The sequence below is a fragment of the Pantoea sp. C2G6 genome (assembly GCF_051336815.1).
Lineage (GTDB): Bacteria > Pseudomonadota > Gammaproteobacteria > Enterobacterales > Enterobacteriaceae > Pantoea.
Genome location: NZ_JBGMNJ010000001.1, coordinates 21,152 through 39,209 on the forward strand (window position 1 = coordinate 21,152; position 18,058 = coordinate 39,209).

Here is an 18,058-nt window from a genome sequence, read left to right on the forward strand (position 1 = left end):
TTTACAACACGAACTGATAGAGCGTATCGGCGATACCGGTTTCCAGGTTGGTGCCGATCACTTTTTTCGCCCGCGCTTTAATCGCCTCGTCGGCATTGCCCATCGCCACGCCCAGCCCGGCGCTTTCCAGCATGCTGAGATCGTTGTAGTTATCGCCAAAGGCGATCACATCGGACATGCTCAGCCCCAGTGAATCGACCCACTGCGCCAGCCGTTTACCTTTGCTGTTACCGCCTTTGGCAATATCCACCTGATCGTGCCAGGACCATTCGCAGGCCAGACCCAGCTCCGCCTCAACCCGGCTGGCAAACTGTTGCAGTTCAGTGGTGTCGCTGTGCGACAGCGCAAATTTCCAGATCGATCCCGCCTCGCGTGCCGCCTGAGCCAGATCGGGCACCTGGCGGAACAGCGGACGCTGGTGAGCGGGCAGCGATTCGGCCCACTTCAGGGTGCGCATCACGTGCCCGGTCGGGGTCTGATAGAGCATCGCATCATCCACATAGAGCAGACCGTGGATCTGCTGCTGATCCAGCATCTCAATCACCTGCAACGCCAGCTGAGGGTCGAGGGGATCGGACGCCAGCACCTTTTTCTGCTGATAATCATACAGATAGGTGCCATTACAGCAGATGGCGGGCGTATCAAGCTGTAGCGTCTGATAAAAAGGATGGATGGCGCAGTGGTGGCGTCCGGTCACGATAGCGACGTGAACACCGGCCTGGCGGGCTTTATTTAACGCTTCGACAGACTGCGGCAGAATGGTTTTGGCTGGGGTCAGCAGCGTGCCGTCGAGGTCGAGGGCGATTACACGATAGCGCATTAATCCTTCCGTTCGGGTAGCTTAGCGAAGCCTCAAGTCTACACCTGACCGCGGCCCGGAGACAAAAAGCAGGGCACAAATGATTCCAGCGCAGGGCAATAAAACGCGCTACAGTGACTCACAGACTCTGATCAGCCGCAAACAAGGAGAATGCATGAAACAAGTTGTCTACACCGCCAGTCCCGAGAGCCAGCAGATCCATGTCTGGCAGATGAATGAAGAGGGCGCGCTGACGCTGCTTCAGGTGACGGATGTCGCCGGACAGGTTCAGCCGATGGTGGTGAGTCCGAACCGCGATTTTCTCTATGTCGGTGTGCGTCCCAATTTTCGCGTGCTGGCGTTTCGCATTGCCGAAGATGGCACGCTGACCGAAGCGGGCCAGGCCCCGCTGCCCGGCAGCCCGACCCACATCTCGACCGATCGCCGCGGTCAGTTCCTGTTCTGTGGCTCCTACAATGACGCCTGCGTCAGCGTCAGCCCGATTGATGAACAGGGGTTACCGCAGGCGCCGTTGCAGGTGATCCACGGTCTGGAAGGGTGTCACTCCGCCAATATCGACAATGACAACCAGACGCTCTATGTACCGGCGCTCAAGCAGGATCGCATCTGCCTGTTTACGCTGGGCGCGGACGGTCAGCTGACGCCGCGCGAGCCTGCGCAGGTGAACACCGTGGCGGGCGCGGGGCCACGTCATATGCAGTTCCATCCCAACGGCCAGTACGCTTATTGCGTCAACGAACTCGACAGCACCGTCGACGTCTGGGCGCTAAGCAACGATGGCGCGGCGCGGGTGCAGACGCTGGACATTCTGCCGCCGGACTTCAGCGGCACGCGCTGGGCGGCGGATATTCATCTGACACCGGATGGCCGTTTCCTCTACGCCTGCGATCGCACCAGCAGCACGCTGGCGGTCTTCAGCGTCAGCGATAAGGGCGATCATCTGACGCTGGAAGGATTCCAGCCAACCGAAACCCAGCCGCGCGGCTTTAATATCGATCACAGCGGGCGCTATCTGGTGGCGGCGGGACAGAAATCACATCACATTGAAGTTTATCGTATTACCGAACCCAAAGGGCTGTTACAGCCGCTGGGACGTTATGCGGTGGGGCAGGGACCGATGTGGGTGGTGATCCATCAGTTGCAGGCGTAGCAGGCCACTGAATGCTCCTCTCCCGCACGGGAGAGGAGCGGCGTAATTACTGGTAGTTCACGGTCAGCGAGGCGCTCGCCAGCGCGTGGAAATGGACATTAAAGCCGACCATCGCGCCACTGGCACCTTCATCAACCTCAATCGTCTCCACATCCAGCGCATGCACGGTGAAAATGTAGCGATGGGTTTCGCCCGGAGGCGGTGCCGCGCCGCCGTAGCCCGCCTGACCGAAATCGGTGCGTGTCTGCACGGCACCCGCTGGCAGTGAGGCTTTACCGGAACCGGCACCCTGCGGCAGTGACGTGCTGCTGGCCGGAATGTTGGCGACCCCCCAATGCCACCAGCCAGAGCCGGTCGGCGCGTCAGGATCGTAGCAGGTCACAACAAAACTTTTGGTGCCTTCCGGCGCGTCTTCCCAGGCAAGATGGGGAGAGATATTCTCGCCCTGATACCCCATGCCGTTGAAAACATGCTTTTCAGGCATCTTCTCGCCGTCATTAAAATCCTGACTAAAAATGCGCATCACATCTCCTTCGCTGTCGATGAATAGCCTTTCATCATAGCCAAAAGTGTCGGCGGTTGCAGCGGTCAGACAAAATGTTGCGGATGTTCCAGCGCGGCGGCTATCGCCTGCACCAGCCTGCTCAGCGCCTGCGGGGTAATGATGTAGGGCGGCATCAGGTAGATCAGCCGGCCAAACGGCCGGATCCAGACGCCCTGTTCAACAAAGAACTGTTGCAGCGCCGCCATATTTACCGCCCGACGGGTCTCCACCACGCCAATCGCCCCCAGCACGCGCACGTCCGCTACCTGCGGCGCGTGGCGCAGCGGCAGCAGTTCAGCCCGCAGCTGGCGCTCAATATTCGCCACCTGCGCCTGCCAGTCGCCCTCTGCCAGCATCGCCAGGCTCTCCGCCGCCACCGCGCAGGCCAGCGGATTGCCCATGAAGGTCGGGCCGTGCATAAAACAGCCCGCGGCACTGCGGCTGATGGTGTCGGCCACCTCGCGGGTGGTAAGGGTGGCGGCCAGCGTCATCATGCCGCCGGTCAGCGCTTTGCCGACGCAGAGAATATCCGGGGTAATCCCGGCATGTTCACAAGCAAAGAGTTTGCCGGTACGGCCAAAGCCGCTGGCGATCTCATCGGCAATCAGCAGCACGCCATAGCGATCGCACGCTTCCCGCACCTGCTGTAAGTAACGCGGATGGTAGAAACGCATGCCGCCCGCGCCCTGCACAATCGGTTCGAGGATCACCGCCGCCAGCTGGTGGTGATGCTGTGCGATCAGCCGGGCGAAATCGTCGAAATCCTGGCTCTGCCACTCATCATCGAAACCGCAGGCTGGCGCCTCGGCAAAGTGATGTTCCGGCAGATAGCCGCGCCACAGGCTGTGCATCGAGTTGTCCGGGTCGCACACCGACATCGCCGCAAAGGTATCGCCGTGGTAGCCGCGTTTCAGCGTCAGGAACTGCTGGCGTTTCTCGCCGCGCCCCAGCCAGTATTGCAGCGCCATCTTCATCGACACTTCCACCGCCACCGAGCCGGAGTCGGCCAGAAAGACGCACTCCAGCGCCGCAGGCGTCATCGCCACCAGCTGACGGCAGAGCGCCACCGCCGCCGGATGGGTAATGCCGCCAAACATCACGTGCGACATCTGTGTGGCCTGTTCCGTCAGCGCCCGGTTGAGGCGCGGATGGTTGTAGCCGTGGATCGCCGCCCACCAGGATGACATGCCATCCACCAGCTCACGCCCGTCAGCCAGTTGCAGCTGAAAACCGTGCGCGGCGACAACCGGATAGCAGGGCAGCGGCTCCTGCATCGAGGTGTAGGGATGCCAGATATGCTGGCGGTCAAAGAGGGCATCTTCAGCAGTGAACATCGGAGTTGTAAACCAAAATAAAAAAATATAGTTTACAAGTATAACCCTGCTTTTCGTCGGGATGACACCCTTTTTTTGGAGTAAGTAATGGCTCAACGCTGGACAATCGCACAGGCTCAGGCGCTGTTTGAACAACCTTTTCTCGAACTGATGTTTGAAGCGCAGCGGGTGCATCGTCAGCACTTCGACCCGCGTCAGGTGCAGGTCAGTACCCTGCTGTCGATTAAAACCGGCGCCTGCCCGGAAGATTGCAAATATTGCCCGCAGAGTGCGCGCTACAAGACCGGTCTGGAGTCGGAACGTCTGATGGAGGTGGAAGAGGTACTGGCCTCGGCGCGTCAGGCGAAGGCGGCCGGATCGACCCGTTTCTGCATGGGCGCGGCCTGGAAAAACCCGCACGAGCGCGATATGCCCTACCTGGAAAAGATGGTTGAAGGGGTGAAGGCGATGGGAATGGAGACCTGCATGACGCTGGGCACGCTCAGCGATCAGCAGGCGCAGCGGCTGGCGGGCGCCGGTCTCGATTACTACAACCACAACCTCGACACCTCGCCAGAATTCTACGGCTCGATTATCACCACCCGCAGCTATCAGGAGCGGCTGGATACGCTGGGCAAAGTGCGTGACGCCGGGATCAAAGTCTGTTCAGGCGGCATTGTGGGCCTGGGCGAAACCGTAGATGACCGCGCCGGGCTACTGGTGCAGTTAGCCAACCTGCCGACCCCGCCGGAGAGCGTACCGATCAACATGCTGGTGAAGGTCAAAGGGACGCCGCTGGCGGATAACGATGATGTCGAGCCGTTCGATTTTATCCGCACCATCGCGGTGGCGCGCATCATGATGCCAACCTCACACGTGCGCCTCTCGGCGGGCCGCGAACAGATGAGCGAGCAGACCCAGGCGATGTGCTTTATGGCGGGCGCGAACTCGATTTTCTACGGCTGCAAACTGCTGACCACGCCCAACCCGGAAGAGGATAAAGATCGGGTGCTGTTCCGCAAGCTGGGGCTGAACCCGGAGCATACTCATACCTCGCATGGCGATCAGCAACAGCAGCAGCATCTCAGCGAGCAGCTGCTGCACGCCGACACAGAACAGTTCTACAACGCGGCGCAGTGATGAGCTGGCAGCAACGTATCGGGCAGGCGCTGGCAGAGCGCCGTGCCAGCGATGGCTGGCGGCAACGCCCGGTCATCGATCAGCAGACTACCCGCACCCTGCACAGCGGCGGGCGCTGCTACACCCACTTCTCCAGCAATGACTATCTGGGCCTGACCCGGCATCCGGCGGTTATCGCTGGCTGGCAGCAGGGGGCAGAGCAGGCCGGGGCGGGGGCGGGCGCGTCGGGCCATGTCACCGGCTACCACCGGCAGCACGCCGCGCTGGAGGAGGCGCTGGCCAACTGGCTCGGTTACGACCGCGCGCTACTCTTTATCTCCGGTTTCGCCGCTAATCAGGCGGTGATCCATCTGCTGGGTGAAAAAAACGACCGCATCCTCGCCGACAGACTCAGCCATGCCTCGCTGCTGGATGCCGCCAGCCATAGCCCGGCGCAGCTGCGGCGGTTCAGCCACAACGCGCCGGAGAGTCTGGCGGCGCGGCTCGCCGCACCCTGTGACGGCGAAACCCTGGTGGTGACCGAGGGAATTTTCAGCATGGATGGCGACAGCGCGCCGCTGGCCGCGCTGGCCGAGCAGACGCGCCAGGCACGAGGCTGGCTGCTGGTGGATGATGCGCACGGCATCGGCGTAGTGGGTGAGCAGGGGCGCGGCAGCTGCTGGCAGCAGGGCGTGAAACCGGAACTGCTGGTGGTCACTTTCGGCAAAGCCTTTGGCGTCAGCGGCGCGGCGCTGCTGTGCGACGCGACGACCGCCGACTATTTCCTGCAATTCAGCCGTCATCTGATCTACTCCACCGCCATGCCCGCGGCGCAGGCCGCCGCGCTCCAGGCGGCGCTGCATCAGGTACAGCAGGGGGATGAGCTGCGTCAGCGTTTACAGCAGAACATTCAGCGCTTCCGGCGCGGTGCGGCTTCGCTGCCATGGCAGCTGATGAACACGGACAGTGCGATTCAGCCGCTGCTGGTAGGGGAAAATGCCCAGGCGATGGCGCTGTCGGCGCGGCTGGCGGCGGCGGGCTGCTGGGTCAGCGCCATCCGGCCACCCACCGTTCCGCCGGGCACTGCCCGGCTGCGCATCACCCTGACGGCGGCGCATCAGCCAGAGGATATCGATCGGTTGCTGGAGGCGCTGCATGACGCTGCCGGTTGATAAGCGCGCGGTGGCGCGCGCCTTCGGGCGTGCCGCCGGTCACTACGACGCCCATGCCGCCCTGCAACGGCTCAGCGGGGATGCGCTACTGGCGCACGCCCCGGCGCAGAGCGGTCCCTCTCTGCTGGATGCCGGCTGCGGCACCGGCTGGTACAGCCGGCTGTGGCGCGAGCGCGGCAAACAGGTGACGGCGCTGGATCTCTCACCGCAGATGCTGCAACAGGCGCGGGAAAACCACGCGGCGCAGCACTATCTGGCGGGCGACATCGACGCGCTGCCGCTGGCGGATAACAGCATGGACCTGGTGTGGAGCAACCTGGCGGTGCAGTGGAGCGACGATCTTGATCGGGCGCTGAGCCAGTTCCGGCGGGTGCTGCGGCCCGGCGGCACGCTGCTCTTTTCCACGCTTGGCGACGGATCGTTGCAGGAGGTGCATGAGGCCTGGTCCCATCTGGATGCGCTGCCACACGCCAACCGTTTTCTCAGTCAGCCGCAGATCGCCTCAGCCTGCCACAACCAGCAGCTGAGCTGCACCTCAGAGGTCGTCACGCTGCATTTCCCCGATGCGCTGAGCGCCATGCGCTCCCTGAAGGGAATCGGTGCCACCCACCTGCACCACGGGCGCGACGGGCGGGTTTTAACCCGCCAGCGGCTGACCGCGTTAGAGGCGCACTGGCCGCGCGATCGGCACGGCTTCCGCCTCAGTTACCATCTCATCTATGGAGTAAGCAGATCATGAAACGCTGGTTTATCACCGGCACCGACACCGAAGTCGGTAAAACCGTCGCCAGCGGCGCCCTGTTACAGGCGGCCGCCGCGGCGGGCTATCGCTGTGCCGGCTATAAGCCGGTCGCGTCCGGCTGCGAAATGACCCCCGAAGGGGTCCGTAACAGCGACGCGCTGGCCCTGCAACGCTACAGCAGCGTGCCGTTAAGCTATCAGCAGGTGAATCCGCTGGCGTTTATCGAGCCGACCTCACCGCATATCGTCAGCGCCGAAGAGGGCCGGCCAATCACCCATCTGGCGCTCTCTGCCGGACTCGCCACGCTGGAGCCGCTGGCTGACTGGATTCTGGTGGAAGGGGCGGGCGGCTGGTATACCCCGCTGTCAGAGCAGCACACCTTTGCGGACTGGGTCAGCAGCGAACAGCTGCCGGTTATTCTGGTGGTGGGGATCAAACTCGGCTGCATCAACCACGCGATGCTGACCGCAGATGCGGTGCGGGCGCGCGGGTTAACCCTGGCGGGCTGGATTGCCAACACCGTCGAGCCACCCGGTAAACGCTATCAGGAGTATCTCAGCAGCCTCAGGCAGCGACTGCCCGCGCCCTGTCTGGGCACCATTCCCTACCTCACCGATGCGGCGCAGCAGGCGGAGTGTGGCCACTATCTGAGGCTGCCTGAGTAAGCGCCTGGCTCATCAGGCCACCGTCAGCCATTTATCGACGGTATGGTCATCGAGCTGCGCCATACTGCCCTGCGCCACATTGCGGCCACGATGCAGCAGCAGAAAATAGTCTGCTACGCGGCGGATCAGCGACAGGCGCTGCTCCAGTAACAGGATGGTCAGCCCGTAGTCGAGGTTAAGTCGACGGATCAGGTTGCCCATCTCCTCCTCCAGCCACGGCGACATACCGTCGGTCGGCTCATCCAGAATCAGCAGTTTTGGCTGGAGCACCAGCGCGCGCGCCAGCGCCAGCTGTTGCTGCTGATCGATCGGCAAATCGCCGCTGCGCTGCTGGCGCAGTGAGTAGAGCGCCGGGAAGAGGTCAAACACCATTTCAGGAATGGCGCGATGACGATCGCCGTGGCTGGCCCCCGCCAGCAGCGCAATCAGCAGGTTATCCTCCACGCTCATCTGGGTAAAAATGTGTCGGCCTTGCGGCACATAGCCAATTCCCATCTGCGCGCGCTGTTCAGCCGGTTGCCGCAGCAGATCTTCCGGGGGGGAGCCATCCTCCTTCCAGAAGATCGACCCGCTGTTGATCGGTAATCTGCCCATGATGCAGTTCACCAGCGTCGTTTTACCCATGCCAGGCCGACCCAGCACGCCGGTACAGGTGCCAGGCGAGAGATCGAGGTCAACATCCCACAGAATATGGTTCTGACCGTAAAATTGATTTACCGAACGTAGACTCAGCATCTGACACACTCCTTCCCGATCGTTAGCCTGATTGCTTCCGCTCTGCGTCGTCTGGCAAACAAGTCATCAGCAACGGCCGCCTCGCCATTGCACTCTGTTGCATTGCGCAGGATGCGCGGTGATGCCAGAGAGTCCTGCAATTCCCAGGCCAGATCTGTAAGGGATCAGGATAACGATGACAATAGCGTCAGGCCGGGATGAAAGTTGAGAAAAACTTATCAATTTCCCCCGGAAAGCAGACCGTTGCACTTTTGCGGTGCCTGCGGGCGCTGTTGCTGGTGCAGAGGGCGGTGATAAGCGAGCGAATCTGATTAAGAATCGTAGTCTTTGTGCGGTAAATTTGCGCGGTGCGGCGGGCGTCAGGGGAAAAATGCAGAATAATCCGGCTGTGCCGGGCGGCAAATTTAGCGCAAAAAAAATTATTTTGGTCGGGGCAGCGGGGCAGGGAAAAATTATACACAGCTGATGGCGGCGGGGCTGCCATCACTTATCCACCATTCCTGTGGATAACCTTGTGCATTAGGTAATGAAAACCAGTTGGAAGCGAGGAAATACGGGGCCTGGTAACATAATGACGAGAATCTGGCCTTATGAGGTTATTTGAATAAAATCATATAGTTAGTAAAAAACAAGCCTGAGAATTATCTGTCAGGTAACCGAACTGTAATTTTATGACGCTCTATTGACAAATGTTAAATCCGATCTCCGCCTGGGGATAACCTTGCGCAACAACCGCGGCGGCTAAGCCGTCAGCGCATCGTGGCGGGAAAAGCATCCAATCTGCGCGCTACTTTGCATCAACACTGTTTTTATATCCAGTATTATTTTCTGGCAAAATCACCATAGCCGAGTAAAATAAGTGCCTGCCCGCCGACTTCTCCAGCAGGAAATGCATTCATGAGTAAAGCCTTTAAATTGAATTCCGCCTTTAAACCTTCAGGCGATCAGCCTGAGGCGATCCGTCGTCTCGAAGAGGGGCTGGAAGATGGACTGGCCCATCAGACCCTATTAGGCGTTACCGGTTCGGGGAAAACTTTCACCGTAGCCAACGTGATTGCCGACCTCAACCGTCCGACGATGGTGCTGGCGCCCAACAAAACGCTGGCGGCTCAGCTCTACGGTGAGATGAAAGAGTTTTTCCCGGACAACGCGGTGGAGTTTTTCGTCTCCTACTACGACTACTATCAGCCGGAAGCCTATGTGCCCAGCTCCGACACCTTTATCGAAAAAGATGCCTCGGTTAACGAACATATCGAACAGATGCGTCTGTCGGCCACCAAAGCGCTGCTGGAGCGGCGCGACGTGATCGTGGTGGCGTCGGTGTCGGCCATCTACGGCCTCGGCGATCCCGACCTCTACCTGAAGATGATGCTGCACCTGACCCGCGGCATGATTATCGATCAGCGCAGCATTCTGCGTCGCCTGTCGGAGTTGCAGTACACCCGCAACGATCAGGCGTTTCAGCGCGGCACCTTCCGGGTGCGCGGTGAGGTGATCGATATTTTCCCGGCGGAATCGGACGATATTGCGCTGCGCGTCGAGCTGTTCGATGAGGAGGTCGAGCGTCTGTCGCTGTTTGACCCGCTGACCGGTCAGATCGAGTCGGTGGTGCCGCGCTTCACCATCTACCCCAAAACCCACTACGTCACACCGCGCGAGCGGATTTTGCAGGCGATGGAAGATATTAAGGTAGAGCTGGCGGATCGCCGCCGGGTGCTGCTGGAGAACAATAAGCTGCTGGAAGAGCAGCGTATTACCCAGCGAACCCAGTTCGACCTGGAGATGATGAGCGAGCTGGGCTACTGCTCCGGCATTGAGAACTACTCACGCTACCTCTCCGGGCGCGGCCAGGGCGAAGCGCCGCCGACGCTGTTCGACTATCTGCCGGCGGATGGCCTGCTGGTGGTGGATGAATCACACGTCACCATTCCCCAGATTGGCGGGATGTACAAAGGGGACCGGGCGCGTAAAGAGACGCTGGTGGAGTATGGTTTCCGTCTGCCCTCAGCGCTGGATAACCGCCCGATGAAGTTTGAGGAGTTTGAGGCGCTGGCGCCGCAGACCATCTACGTTTCGGCCACGCCGGGCAAATATGAGCTGGAGAAATCGGGCAGTGAAGTGATCGATCAGGTGGTGCGTCCGACCGGCCTGCTGGACCCGATCCTCGAAGTGCGTCCGGTGGCGACCCAGGTGGACGATCTGCTGTCAGAGATCCGCCAGCGGGTGGCGATCAATGAACGTGTGCTGGTGACGGTACTGACCAAACGCATGGCGGAGGATCTGACCGAGTATCTGACCGAGCATGGCGAGAAGGTGCGCTATCTGCACTCTGACATCGACACGGTCGAGCGCATGGAGATTATCCGCGACTTACGTCTGGGTGAGTTTGATGTGCTGGTGGGCATTAACTTACTGCGTGAGGGGCTGGATATGCCGGAAGTCTCGCTGGTGGCGATTCTCGATGCCGATAAAGAAGGCTTCCTGCGCTCGGAGCGCTCGCTGATCCAGACCATTGGTCGTGCGGCGCGTAACATCAACGGCAAGGCGATTCTCTACGGCGATAAAATCACGCCGTCGATGGCGCGCGCCATTGAAGAGACCGAACGCCGTCGCGAGAAACAGCAGCAGTACAACATTGATAATGGCATTGTGCCGCAGGGCCTGAACAAGAAGATCACCGATATTCTGGAACTGGGCCAGAACGTGGTGAAAACCCGCGGCAAAGCGAAACCGGCGCGACCGGGGGAAGCGGAAGCCAAAGCGGATTTCCTGTCGCTTACCCCACAGGCGTTGCAGAAGAAGATCCACCAGCTGGAGGGACAGATGCAGCAGCACGCGCAAAACCTGGAGTTCGAACAGGCGGCCAGCGTGCGCGATCAGCTGCATGAGCTGCGGACGCTGTTTATTGCGGCCTCGTAGCGCCGTCAAAGCTCTGAATGGCGTGTTCCAGCGCCAGCCGTAGCAGCTGGCGGTCGTGACGATATTTAATGTCGGCGGCCTCCAGCGGCTCCCGGACGATCAGGCGGTTTTCGATGTTGCGGGTGTCGGCGGCCGGGCTGACCACCACGGCATCGATCACCCGTTTACCGATATAACGCTCCATCATCGCCAGTTTATCCGCCACCGACAGGCTGGCGGCGGCCGGGCTGAGTTCGCGACCGAGGTTGCCGATAAACACCATTCTGGCCGGGGTACGGCGCAGCGCCTGCGCCATCTCCTCCATCAGCAGAATCGGCATCAGGCTGGTGTAGAAGCTGCCCGGCCCAATCAGGATCAGATCCGCTTCGCCAATCGCCTGCAACGCTTCCCGTGTCGGTTGTACGTTGGGATGCAGCATCATCTCCTGCGGCGGCTGCTTCATCTCATCAATCGCGGTTTCGCCGTAGACCATGTTGCCTTCGGCATCCATCGCCACCAGGTCCACCGGCTGCTCCGACATCGGAATTAAAAAGGCGTCCACCTTCAGCAGGTTGCGGATGATATTAATCGCCTCCAGTGGGCGCACGCTGAGGTGATCCAGCGCCCGCAGCATCAGGTTGCCGAGGTTGTGGCCAGCCAGTTCGCCATTACCGGCAAAGCGATATTCAAACATCGCTGAGGCCACGCTCGGCTCCGCAATCAGCTGATTCAGGCAGTTGCGCATGTCGCCCCAGGCGATACCGCCTTCAGAGCGCCGGATGCGGCCGGTTGATCCGCCGTTGTCGGTGGTGGTGACGATGCCGGTGAGGCGCGAGCCGAGCGGGGAGAGGGCAGACATCACGCGGCCTAACCCGTGTCCGCCACCCAGTGCCACCACGCGATCGAGATCGGCCAGAGTGCGATTCATACTTCTCCTTAAAGGCGATGCGCGCGGCGGCGCTCAAAACGCTAATCCCGCGCGGATGACTTACGTCAAAATCTGGATTGCATTTTAACGTATCCTGTCGCGAAAATGCGGTGAAAATTCGATATGTATCAGATTATATAGCGAAAAGAGCCAATGGAAGAGTGGCGTAAATCACGCTACCATCTTGGTTAACCGCGCTGATCAACGGGTCAGCGTACACACTCAAGCCTGAATGCCTACGTCTGCGGATAGGGGATTCAGGCCGCAGCCAACGAGCTGCCAGGGTGCAGGAAGAAATGACTGCATCTCCCAATCTGGAAAGGTGTTCTGGTGTCACAATTTACTGATGCATACGCGCGTAAGTTCTATTACCTGCGCCTGTCGGTCACGGATGTCTGTAATTTCCGCTGTACCTACTGCTTGCCTGACGGCTACCAGCCGCAGGGAATTCGTAACAAAAGCTTTCTCTCTCTGGGTGAAATCCGCCGTGTCACGCGGGCCTTCGCCGCGGCGGGCACGGAAAAAGTGCGGCTGACCGGCGGTGAGCCGTCGCTGCGCCGTGATTTCACCGAGATCATTGCGGCGGTGCGTGAAAACGCCTCGATCCGCCAGATCGCCGTCACCACCAATGGCTACCGGCTGGCACGCGACGTGAAACAGTGGCGCGAGGCGGGCTTAACCGCGCTCAACGTCAGCGTTGACAGTCTGGACGCCCGTCAGTTTCACGCCATTACCGGTCAGGATAAATTCCACCAGGTGATGAGCGGCATCGATGCCGCCTTTGACGCCGGTTTTCAGCAGGTCAAAGTCAACAGCGTGCTGATGCGCGACCTGAACAGCCGCAACCTGGCGACCTTCCTCGACTGGATCCGTACCCGTCCGATTCAGCTGCGCTTTATCGAACTGATGGAAACCGGTGATGGCGGCACGCTGTTCCGCGATCAGCACGTCTCCGGCATGGTGATCCGCGACCAGCTGATCGCCCAGGGCTGGCAGCGCCGTGAAAGCGGACGCAGCGACGGTCCGGCCCAGGTCTTTACCCATCCCGATTATCTCGGCGAGATTGGCCTGATCATGCCCTATGCCAAAGATTTCTGTGCCAGCTGCAACCGCCTGCGGGTTTCCGCGCAGGGGAACCTGCACCTTTGCCTGTTTGGTGACGGCGGCGTGCCGCTGCGCGATCTGCTGGCGTCCGATGAGCAGCAGGCCGAATTGCAGGCGCGCATCGCCAGCAGCCTGGGACAGAAAAAGCAGACCCATTTTCTGCATCAGGGCAACACCGGCATCACACAGAATCTCTCTTACATTGGCGGCTAATTTCAGGAGGCGTTATGGGTAAACCAGCCAGTGAATTTCAGGCAGTGCAGATTGCGGTGATGACCGTGTCAGATCGGCGTGACGCCAGCAACGATACCTCCGGCGACTATCTGCGCGCCGCGGCGGCGGAAGCGGGACATGAGGTGGTCGATCATGCCATCGTGCCGGAGAATCTCTATCGCATTCGCGCCACCGTCTCGCGCTGGATCGCCAGCGAAGATGTGCAGGTGGTGATTATCAACGGCGGCACCGGCTTTAACCCGAAAAACAGTACGCCGGAAGCGCTGCTGCCGCTGTTTGATCGCGAGATTGACGGCTTCGGTGAACTGTTCCGCATGATCTCCTATGAGGAGATTGGCGGCTCAACCCTGCAATCACGCGCCGTGGCCGGTCTCGCCAATCAGACGCTGATCCTGGCGCTGCCCGGTTCCACCAGCGCCTGCCGCAGCGCCTGGGAGCGCATTATCGCGGAGCAGCTCGATGCGCGTACCGCGCCCTGTAATTTTGTCTCACATCTGAAGAAACGCTAAGAATGTCTCAACTCACACACATTAACGCCGCCGGTGAAGCGCACATGGTGGATGTCTCCGCCAAGGCGGAAACCGTGCGCGAAGCGCGGGCGGAGGTGCTGGTGCTGATGCAGCCTGCCACCCTGCAAATGATTATCGACGGCAGCCACCACAAAGGGGATGTCTTCGCGACCGCGCGCATCGCCAGTATTCAGGCGGCGAAACGCACCTGGGAGCTGATCCCGCTCTGTCATCCGCTGATGCTGAGCAAAGTAGAGGTCAGCCTGGAGGCGGAGCCGGACCACAGCCGGGTGCGCATTACCACGCTCTGCCGCCTCAGCGGTAAAACCGGCGTGGAGATGGAGGCGCTGACCGCCGCCTCGGTTGCCGCGCTGACCATCTACGACATGTGCAAAGCGGTGCAGAAAGATATTGTTATCGATCAGCTGCGGTTAATCAGCAAGAGCGGCGGCAAAAGCGGCGATTTCCAGGCGGTGACCCATGATTAAGGTGCTGTTTTTCGCCCAGGTGCGTGAGCTGGCGGGCACCGCTGAGTTAGCGGTGAGTGCGGAGTATGCGGATGTGGCGGCGTTACGCGAGGCGCTGGCGCAGCGGGGCGATCGCTGGGCGCTGGCGCTGGAGTCGGGCAAGCTGCTGGCGGCGGTAAACCAGACGCTGGTGCCGATGAGTCATCCCCTGCGCGCCGGTGATGAAGTGGCTTTTTTCCCGCCCGTGACCGGAGGCTGAGATGGAAACCCAGATTCGGGTCGGCCCCGCGCCGTTTGATATGGCGGAAGCGTATCGCTGGCTGGCCGCCTGCGATGAAGATGGCGCGGTGGTGACGTTTACCGGCAAAGTGCGCAACCACAATCTGGGCAGTGACGTGGCGGCGCTGACGCTGGAGCACTATCCCGGCATGACGGAAAAAGCGTTGCAGGAGATTGTCGATGCGGCGCGTGAACGCTGGCCGCTCCAGCGCGTCACGGTGATCCATCGGGTCGGCGAGCTGTTTCCCGGCGATGAGATCGTGCTGGTGGGCGTCACCAGCGCGCACCGTGGCAGCGCCTTTTCCGCCGCGGAATTTATTATGGACTGCCTGAAAACCCGCGCTCCCTTCTGGAAGCGCGAAGCGACAGAGCAGGGCGATCGCTGGGTCGATGCCCGTGACAGCGACCACCACGCCGCCCGGCGCTGGGACTAAGGCTGTTTTAGCTGCTCGGCCGGACCAAAGTGTGTCTGGCCGTGACTGTGCTCACCGCCGCCGCGGGTGCGCTTCAGCTGAATCACCTGGCCCTGCTGCCAGGCGTTGGCCCCCGCTGCGACTGGCTGCGCGACAATATCGGCGCGCTGATCGCGGATCGCTTTGGTATCGACGTCAAACCGGCGATCGCGGTCGGCCAGCAGCCGGGAATCCATCTGACCATCGGCGGTAAAGCCCATCATCAGCGCCGGAATGCCCAGCGGCAGCGTCTTGTCGCGATCGGTATGCCAGGTGTGCCAGGTTTTCCCGTAGGTGTTCACGATACGCTTCATCAGGGCATGATCGGCGCTGGCGGGCAGACCTGGCGCAATCAGCGTGCCCGACTTCACCTCATACTGATGGCTGTGCCACAGCTTTTTCTCTTCCGGCGGCAGGGTGTTAAACAGCCGTTCGCTGATAATGTACTCCACTCCCATCAGCCGTGCGTCGCGGGTATTGCCGTCGTAGATCACCGCCTGCATCACATCGTCGTTGAGCACCGTCACGTAGTGGTGCGCCTCCATCTGACCGTTCTGATCGCCATTATAAAAATGGAAGCCGTCGAGATAGGTGTTGATAGCGTCGATCGGCGGGCGCGACTGCATTACGCTGGCGCCGGTCTCCAGCAGTTTCAGTGACGCGGAGGTCGGCGCGCCCGGTGACTGCACCTGGGCAGGGGTGTTATGCGCGCCGCAACCGGTTAATAACAGACCGATCGCCGCAACAGGCCAGAGTTTAAACATCGAAAATTCCTTTAACGTTAAAAAAGATAACCTTAGTTCAGTTCTCTCCTGACTGTGAAACTCTGGCAATGATAGAGTAGAGGTTTGGTTCATTCTGAGGACAGGCATGTCATTCACTCCGATTCTGCAACGTCTGACGCTGGTCGCCGCGCTGGTGCTGGCGGGTTGTAGCAGCAAGAAAAGCCCCGAAGCGCCGATCCGGCAGCCCGAGGATGTCAAAGCGCAGATCCAGCGACTGCTGCCGTCGCACGTCAGTAATAAAGCGGCGTGGGCTGACGACATCTACACCACCTTCCGCACCCAGCAGCTCGATCCCAGCGCCAGCAACCTCTGCGCGGTGATCGCCGTGGCGGATCAGGAGTCGGGCTTCAGCGCGGAGGCCGCCGTACCTGGCCTGCCGAAAATCGCCTGGGCTGAGATCGATCGCCGGGCGGCTAAAGTGCATGTCCCCGCCTTCCTGGTGCGCACCGCGCTGCTGATTAAATCACCCACCGGTGAAAGCTACGCGGCCCGGCTGGATAAAGTGCGCAGTGAAAAAGAGCTGAGCGCCATTTTTGATGACCTGATCGACATGGTACCGATGGGCCAGACGCTGTTTGGCAATCTCAATCCGATCCACACCGGCGGGCCGATGCAGGTCAGCATCGCCTTTGCTGAAGCCCATGCGAAGGGCTATCCGTGGCCGGTTGATGGCACCATCCGGCGTGAAGTCTTTACCCGTCACGGCGGGATCTACTTCGGCACGCTGCATCTGCTCGGCTATCCGGCCGACTACAGCCAGCCGCTCTATCGCTTTGCTGACTTCAACGCGGGCTGGTACGCCAGCCGTAATGCCGCGTTTCAGGCGGCCGTGGCGCGGGCCACCGGGATGAAGCTGGCGCTGGATGGCGATCTGATTCTTTATGGCTCGGACGCGGCAGGCAGCACCGAACTGGCGGTGCGCACCCTGGCGAAGCAGATCGATATGAGCAACAGCGACATTCGCCGCGACCTGGAGAAAGGGGAGAAGGAGACGTTCAGCGACAGCGAGCTGTGGAAACAGGTCTTTACCCTGGCGGATAAAATGGCCGGTCGCCGGCTGCCGCGTGAAATGTTGCCAGGCATCAAACTGGAGAGCCCGAAAATTACCCGTAATCTGACCACGGCGTGGTTTGCCCAGCGCGTTGACAGCCGTTATCAGCAGTGTCTGTCGCGACGTTAACAGCATGTTGTGGCGCAGTTGAGCTGAGCTGTGCCACACTTAGACGTTATCCAGATTTGTCCTTCTGACCCCTGGGCCTGGTTCGTCATCTCTGTGTCGCACCGTTGGGATTACTCACGCGCCATGGGTACACTGGCGGCAACATCAGACGCCTGCTAACACAGGCTGTTAACCCGGCTCCGTTTACGGGGCCTGTTTTAAACCGATCAACAAGAGGTGCATCATGGATCGATATCCACAAAACAACTCCATTGTTCAGTCCGGGTCACGTGGGCTTCAGGCTTACATGGCGCAGGTCTATGGCTGGATGACCTGCGGCCTGCTGCTGACCGCCTTTGTCTCCTGGTTCGCGGCCCGCACTCCGGCGGTGATGGAGCTGGTGTTTGCCAGCCGCTTCACCTTCTTCGGGCTGATTATCGCGCAGCTGGCGCTGGTCTTCGTCCTCTCCGGCATGGTGCATCGTCTGAGCGGGGCGGTGGCGACCGGGCTGTTTATGCTCTATTCGGCGCTGACCGGCGTGACGATGGCGAGTATTTTCCTGGTCTACACCTACTCCTCAATCGCCAGCACCTTCTTTGTCACCGCCGGAATGTTCGGCGCGATGAGCTTCTACGGCTATACCACCAAACGCGATCTGAGTCGCTTTGGCAGCCTGCTGTTTATGGCGCTGATTGGTATTGTGCTGGCGTCGCTGGTGAACTTCTGGCTGAAGAGTCCGGCGCTGATGTGGGCGATTACCTACATCGGGGTGGTGGTGTTTGTGGGTCTGACCGCCTATGACACCCAGAAGCTGAAAAACATCGGTGAGCAGATCGATGCGCGTGATACCGAGAACCTGCGTCGCTATTCGATTATGGGCGCGTTAACCCTCTATCTCGACTTCATCAACCTGTTCCTGATGCTGCTACGGATTTTCGGCAACCGCCGTTAAGCGGGCAGTTTAAAGTAGCGGGGGAGGCGCA

At 60.4% G+C, this 18,058-nt stretch carries 20 protein-coding genes and 1 riboswitch; of the genes, 13 read left to right on the top strand and 7 right to left on the bottom strand.

Annotated elements, in window-relative coordinates; genetic code table 11:
* Position 1 precedes the first annotated feature (1 nt).
* Complete coding sequence (locus ACCW71_RS00115) at positions 2–820, bottom strand: pyridoxal phosphatase (protein ID WP_436368778.1); 819 nt, start codon at positions 818–820, stop codon at positions 2–4.
* Between the two features lie 154 nt (positions 821–974).
* Here ACCW71_RS00115 and pgl point away from each other — a divergent pair, with 154 nt between their 5' ends.
* The gene (gene pgl, locus ACCW71_RS00120) at positions 975–1,970 is read left to right on the top strand and encodes a 6-phosphogluconolactonase (protein WP_436368779.1); all 996 of its coding nucleotides are present in this window, start codon (positions 975–977) and stop codon (positions 1,968–1,970) included.
* A 46-nt stretch (positions 1,971–2,016) separates the two neighbouring features.
* Here pgl and ACCW71_RS00125 read toward each other — a convergent pair whose 3' ends face one another.
* Both ACCW71_RS00125 and bioA read right to left on the bottom strand, forming a co-directional pair.
* Positions 2,017–2,493: a kinase inhibitor gene (locus tag ACCW71_RS00125; RefSeq protein WP_436368780.1), complete on the bottom strand. Its 477-nt coding sequence runs from the start codon at positions 2,491–2,493 to the stop codon at positions 2,017–2,019.
* A 65-nt stretch (positions 2,494–2,558) separates the two neighbouring features.
* Entirely contained in the window at positions 2,559–3,848 is a 1,290-nt protein-coding gene (gene bioA / locus ACCW71_RS00130) for an adenosylmethionine--8-amino-7-oxononanoate transaminase (protein ID WP_436368781.1), read from the bottom strand.
* A gap of 87 nt (positions 3,849–3,935) precedes the next feature.
* Between bioA and bioB the strand changes: the two genes are divergently transcribed.
* From bioB to bioD, 4 genes are read left to right on the top strand one after another with little or no spacing between them, the layout of a single operon-like run.
* A complete protein-coding gene (gene bioB, locus ACCW71_RS00135) occupies positions 3,936–4,967 on the top strand; it encodes a biotin synthase BioB (protein ID WP_436368783.1) in 1,032 nt (343 codons plus the stop codon).
* Positions 4,967–6,118, top strand: coding sequence for an 8-amino-7-oxononanoate synthase (gene bioF / locus ACCW71_RS00140; RefSeq protein ID WP_436368785.1), 1,152 nt, complete (start codon positions 4,967–4,969; stop codon positions 6,116–6,118). Before bioB ends, bioF begins: the two co-directional genes overlap by 1 nt.
* Complete coding sequence (gene bioC / locus ACCW71_RS00145) at positions 6,102–6,857, top strand: malonyl-ACP O-methyltransferase BioC (protein ID WP_436368787.1); 756 nt, start codon at positions 6,102–6,104, stop codon at positions 6,855–6,857. Before bioF ends, bioC begins: the two co-directional genes overlap by 17 nt.
* On the top strand, positions 6,854–7,525 hold the full coding sequence (gene bioD / locus ACCW71_RS00150; protein ID WP_436368789.1) for a dethiobiotin synthase: 672 nt from the start codon (positions 6,854–6,856) through the stop codon (positions 7,523–7,525). The genes bioC and bioD overlap by 4 nt, the downstream gene beginning before the upstream one ends.
* A gap of 12 nt (positions 7,526–7,537) precedes the next feature.
* On the opposite strand, the gene ACCW71_RS00155 is transcribed toward bioD, so the two are convergent.
* The gene (locus ACCW71_RS00155) at positions 7,538–8,260 is read right to left on the bottom strand and encodes an ABC transporter ATP-binding protein (RefSeq protein ID WP_436368790.1); all 723 of its coding nucleotides are present in this window, start codon (positions 8,258–8,260) and stop codon (positions 7,538–7,540) included.
* Positions 8,261–8,447: 187 nt separating this feature from the next.
* A complete protein-coding gene (locus tag ACCW71_RS00160; RefSeq protein ID WP_436368792.1) occupies positions 8,448–8,744 on the bottom strand; it encodes a hypothetical protein in 297 nt (98 codons plus the stop codon).
* A 413-nt stretch (positions 8,745–9,157) separates the two neighbouring features.
* Here ACCW71_RS00160 and uvrB point away from each other — a divergent pair, with 413 nt between their 5' ends.
* Positions 9,158–11,179 carry an excinuclease ABC subunit UvrB gene (gene uvrB, locus ACCW71_RS00165; RefSeq protein ID WP_436368793.1) on the top strand — a complete coding sequence of 674 codons (2,022 nt, stop codon included), beginning with the start codon at positions 9,158–9,160 and terminating at the stop codon, positions 11,177–11,179.
* Here uvrB and ACCW71_RS00170 read toward each other — a convergent pair.
* Positions 11,163–12,086 carry a gluconeogenesis factor YvcK family protein gene (locus ACCW71_RS00170; RefSeq protein WP_436368794.1) on the bottom strand — a complete coding sequence of 308 codons (924 nt, stop codon included), beginning with the start codon at positions 12,084–12,086 and terminating at the stop codon, positions 11,163–11,165. The genes uvrB and ACCW71_RS00170 overlap by 17 nt on opposite strands.
* 207 nt (positions 12,087–12,293) lie before the next feature.
* Positions 12,294–12,427, top strand: a riboswitch (molybdenum cofactor riboswitch).
* On the opposite strand from ACCW71_RS00170, the gene moaA reads away from it, so the two are divergent.
* The 5 genes from moaA to moaE all read left to right on the top strand — a co-directional run bounded on the left by moaA (position 12,417) and on the right by moaE (position 15,113).
* Positions 12,417–13,403 (top strand): GTP 3',8-cyclase MoaA, encoded by a 987-nt coding sequence (gene moaA, locus ACCW71_RS00175; protein WP_436368796.1) that lies wholly within the window; start codon positions 12,417–12,419, stop codon positions 13,401–13,403. Its footprint overlaps the riboswitch before it by 11 nt.
* A 14-nt stretch (positions 13,404–13,417) precedes the next feature.
* Positions 13,418–13,933 carry a molybdenum cofactor biosynthesis protein B gene (gene moaB, locus ACCW71_RS00180; protein WP_436368797.1) on the top strand — a complete coding sequence of 172 codons (516 nt, stop codon included), beginning with the start codon at positions 13,418–13,420 and terminating at the stop codon, positions 13,931–13,933.
* Between the two features lie 2 nt (positions 13,934–13,935).
* Positions 13,936–14,421 carry a cyclic pyranopterin monophosphate synthase MoaC gene (gene moaC / locus ACCW71_RS00185; protein WP_436368799.1) on the top strand — a complete coding sequence of 162 codons (486 nt, stop codon included), beginning with the start codon at positions 13,936–13,938 and terminating at the stop codon, positions 14,419–14,421.
* Positions 14,414–14,659, top strand: coding sequence for a molybdopterin synthase sulfur carrier subunit (gene moaD / locus ACCW71_RS00190; protein ID WP_436368801.1), 246 nt, complete (start codon positions 14,414–14,416; stop codon positions 14,657–14,659). Before moaC ends, moaD begins: the two co-directional genes overlap by 8 nt.
* Position 14,660: 1 nt before the next feature.
* A complete protein-coding gene (moaE, locus tag ACCW71_RS00195) occupies positions 14,661–15,113 on the top strand; it encodes a molybdopterin synthase catalytic subunit MoaE (protein ID WP_436368802.1) in 453 nt (150 codons plus the stop codon).
* Here the strand turns inward: moaE and ACCW71_RS00200 are convergent.
* A complete protein-coding gene (locus ACCW71_RS00200) occupies positions 15,110–15,895 on the bottom strand; it encodes an OBAP family protein (RefSeq protein ID WP_436368804.1) in 786 nt (261 codons plus the stop codon). The genes moaE and ACCW71_RS00200 overlap by 4 nt on opposite strands.
* Positions 15,896–16,001: 106 nt before the next feature.
* Between ACCW71_RS00200 and ACCW71_RS00205 the strand changes: the two genes are divergently transcribed.
* Positions 16,002–17,096: a DUF1615 domain-containing protein gene (locus tag ACCW71_RS00205; RefSeq protein ID WP_436368805.1), complete on the top strand. Its 1,095-nt coding sequence runs from the start codon at positions 16,002–16,004 to the stop codon at positions 17,094–17,096.
* A gap of 223 nt (positions 17,097–17,319) precedes the next feature.
* Positions 17,320–18,027: a Bax inhibitor-1/YccA family protein gene (locus ACCW71_RS00210; RefSeq protein ID WP_436368806.1), complete on the top strand. Its 708-nt coding sequence runs from the start codon at positions 17,320–17,322 to the stop codon at positions 18,025–18,027.
* Positions 18,028–18,058 lie beyond the last annotated feature (31 nt).

Excerpts from the sequence above, each read along its gene's own strand:
- ACCW71_RS00115 (WP_436368778.1), bottom strand. The coding sequence starts at position 820 with ATGCGCTATCGTGTAATCGCCCTCGACCTCGACGGCACGCTGCTGACC.
- pgl (WP_436368779.1), top strand. The coding sequence starts at position 975 with ATGAAACAAGTTGTCTACACCGCCAGTCCCGAGAGCCAGCAGATCCAT.
- ACCW71_RS00125 (WP_436368780.1), bottom strand. The coding sequence starts at position 2,493 with ATGCGCATTTTTAGTCAGGATTTTAATGACGGCGAGAAGATGCCTGAA.
- bioA (WP_436368781.1), bottom strand. The coding sequence starts at position 3,848 with ATGTTCACTGCTGAAGATGCCCTCTTTGACCGCCAGCATATCTGGCAT.
- bioB (WP_436368783.1), top strand. The coding sequence starts at position 3,936 with ATGGCTCAACGCTGGACAATCGCACAGGCTCAGGCGCTGTTTGAACAA.
- bioF (WP_436368785.1), top strand. The coding sequence starts at position 4,967 with ATGAGCTGGCAGCAACGTATCGGGCAGGCGCTGGCAGAGCGCCGTGCC.
- bioC (WP_436368787.1), top strand. The coding sequence starts at position 6,102 with ATGACGCTGCCGGTTGATAAGCGCGCGGTGGCGCGCGCCTTCGGGCGT.
- bioD (WP_436368789.1), top strand. The coding sequence starts at position 6,854 with ATGAAACGCTGGTTTATCACCGGCACCGACACCGAAGTCGGTAAAACC.
- ACCW71_RS00155 (WP_436368790.1), bottom strand. The coding sequence starts at position 8,260 with ATGCTGAGTCTACGTTCGGTAAATCAATTTTACGGTCAGAACCATATT.
- ACCW71_RS00160 (WP_436368792.1), bottom strand. The coding sequence starts at position 8,744 with ATGGCAGCCCCGCCGCCATCAGCTGTGTATAATTTTTCCCTGCCCCGC.
- uvrB (WP_436368793.1), top strand. The coding sequence starts at position 9,158 with ATGAGTAAAGCCTTTAAATTGAATTCCGCCTTTAAACCTTCAGGCGAT.
- ACCW71_RS00170 (WP_436368794.1), bottom strand. The coding sequence starts at position 12,086 with ATGAATCGCACTCTGGCCGATCTCGATCGCGTGGTGGCACTGGGTGGC.
- moaB (WP_436368797.1), top strand. The coding sequence starts at position 13,418 with ATGGGTAAACCAGCCAGTGAATTTCAGGCAGTGCAGATTGCGGTGATG.
- moaC (WP_436368799.1), top strand. The coding sequence starts at position 13,936 with ATGTCTCAACTCACACACATTAACGCCGCCGGTGAAGCGCACATGGTG.
- moaD (WP_436368801.1), top strand. The coding sequence starts at position 14,414 with ATGATTAAGGTGCTGTTTTTCGCCCAGGTGCGTGAGCTGGCGGGCACC.
- moaE (WP_436368802.1), top strand. The coding sequence starts at position 14,661 with ATGGAAACCCAGATTCGGGTCGGCCCCGCGCCGTTTGATATGGCGGAA.
- ACCW71_RS00200 (WP_436368804.1), bottom strand. The coding sequence starts at position 15,895 with ATGTTTAAACTCTGGCCTGTTGCGGCGATCGGTCTGTTATTAACCGGT.
- ACCW71_RS00205 (WP_436368805.1), top strand. The coding sequence starts at position 16,002 with ATGTCATTCACTCCGATTCTGCAACGTCTGACGCTGGTCGCCGCGCTG.
- ACCW71_RS00210 (WP_436368806.1), top strand. The coding sequence starts at position 17,320 with ATGGATCGATATCCACAAAACAACTCCATTGTTCAGTCCGGGTCACGT.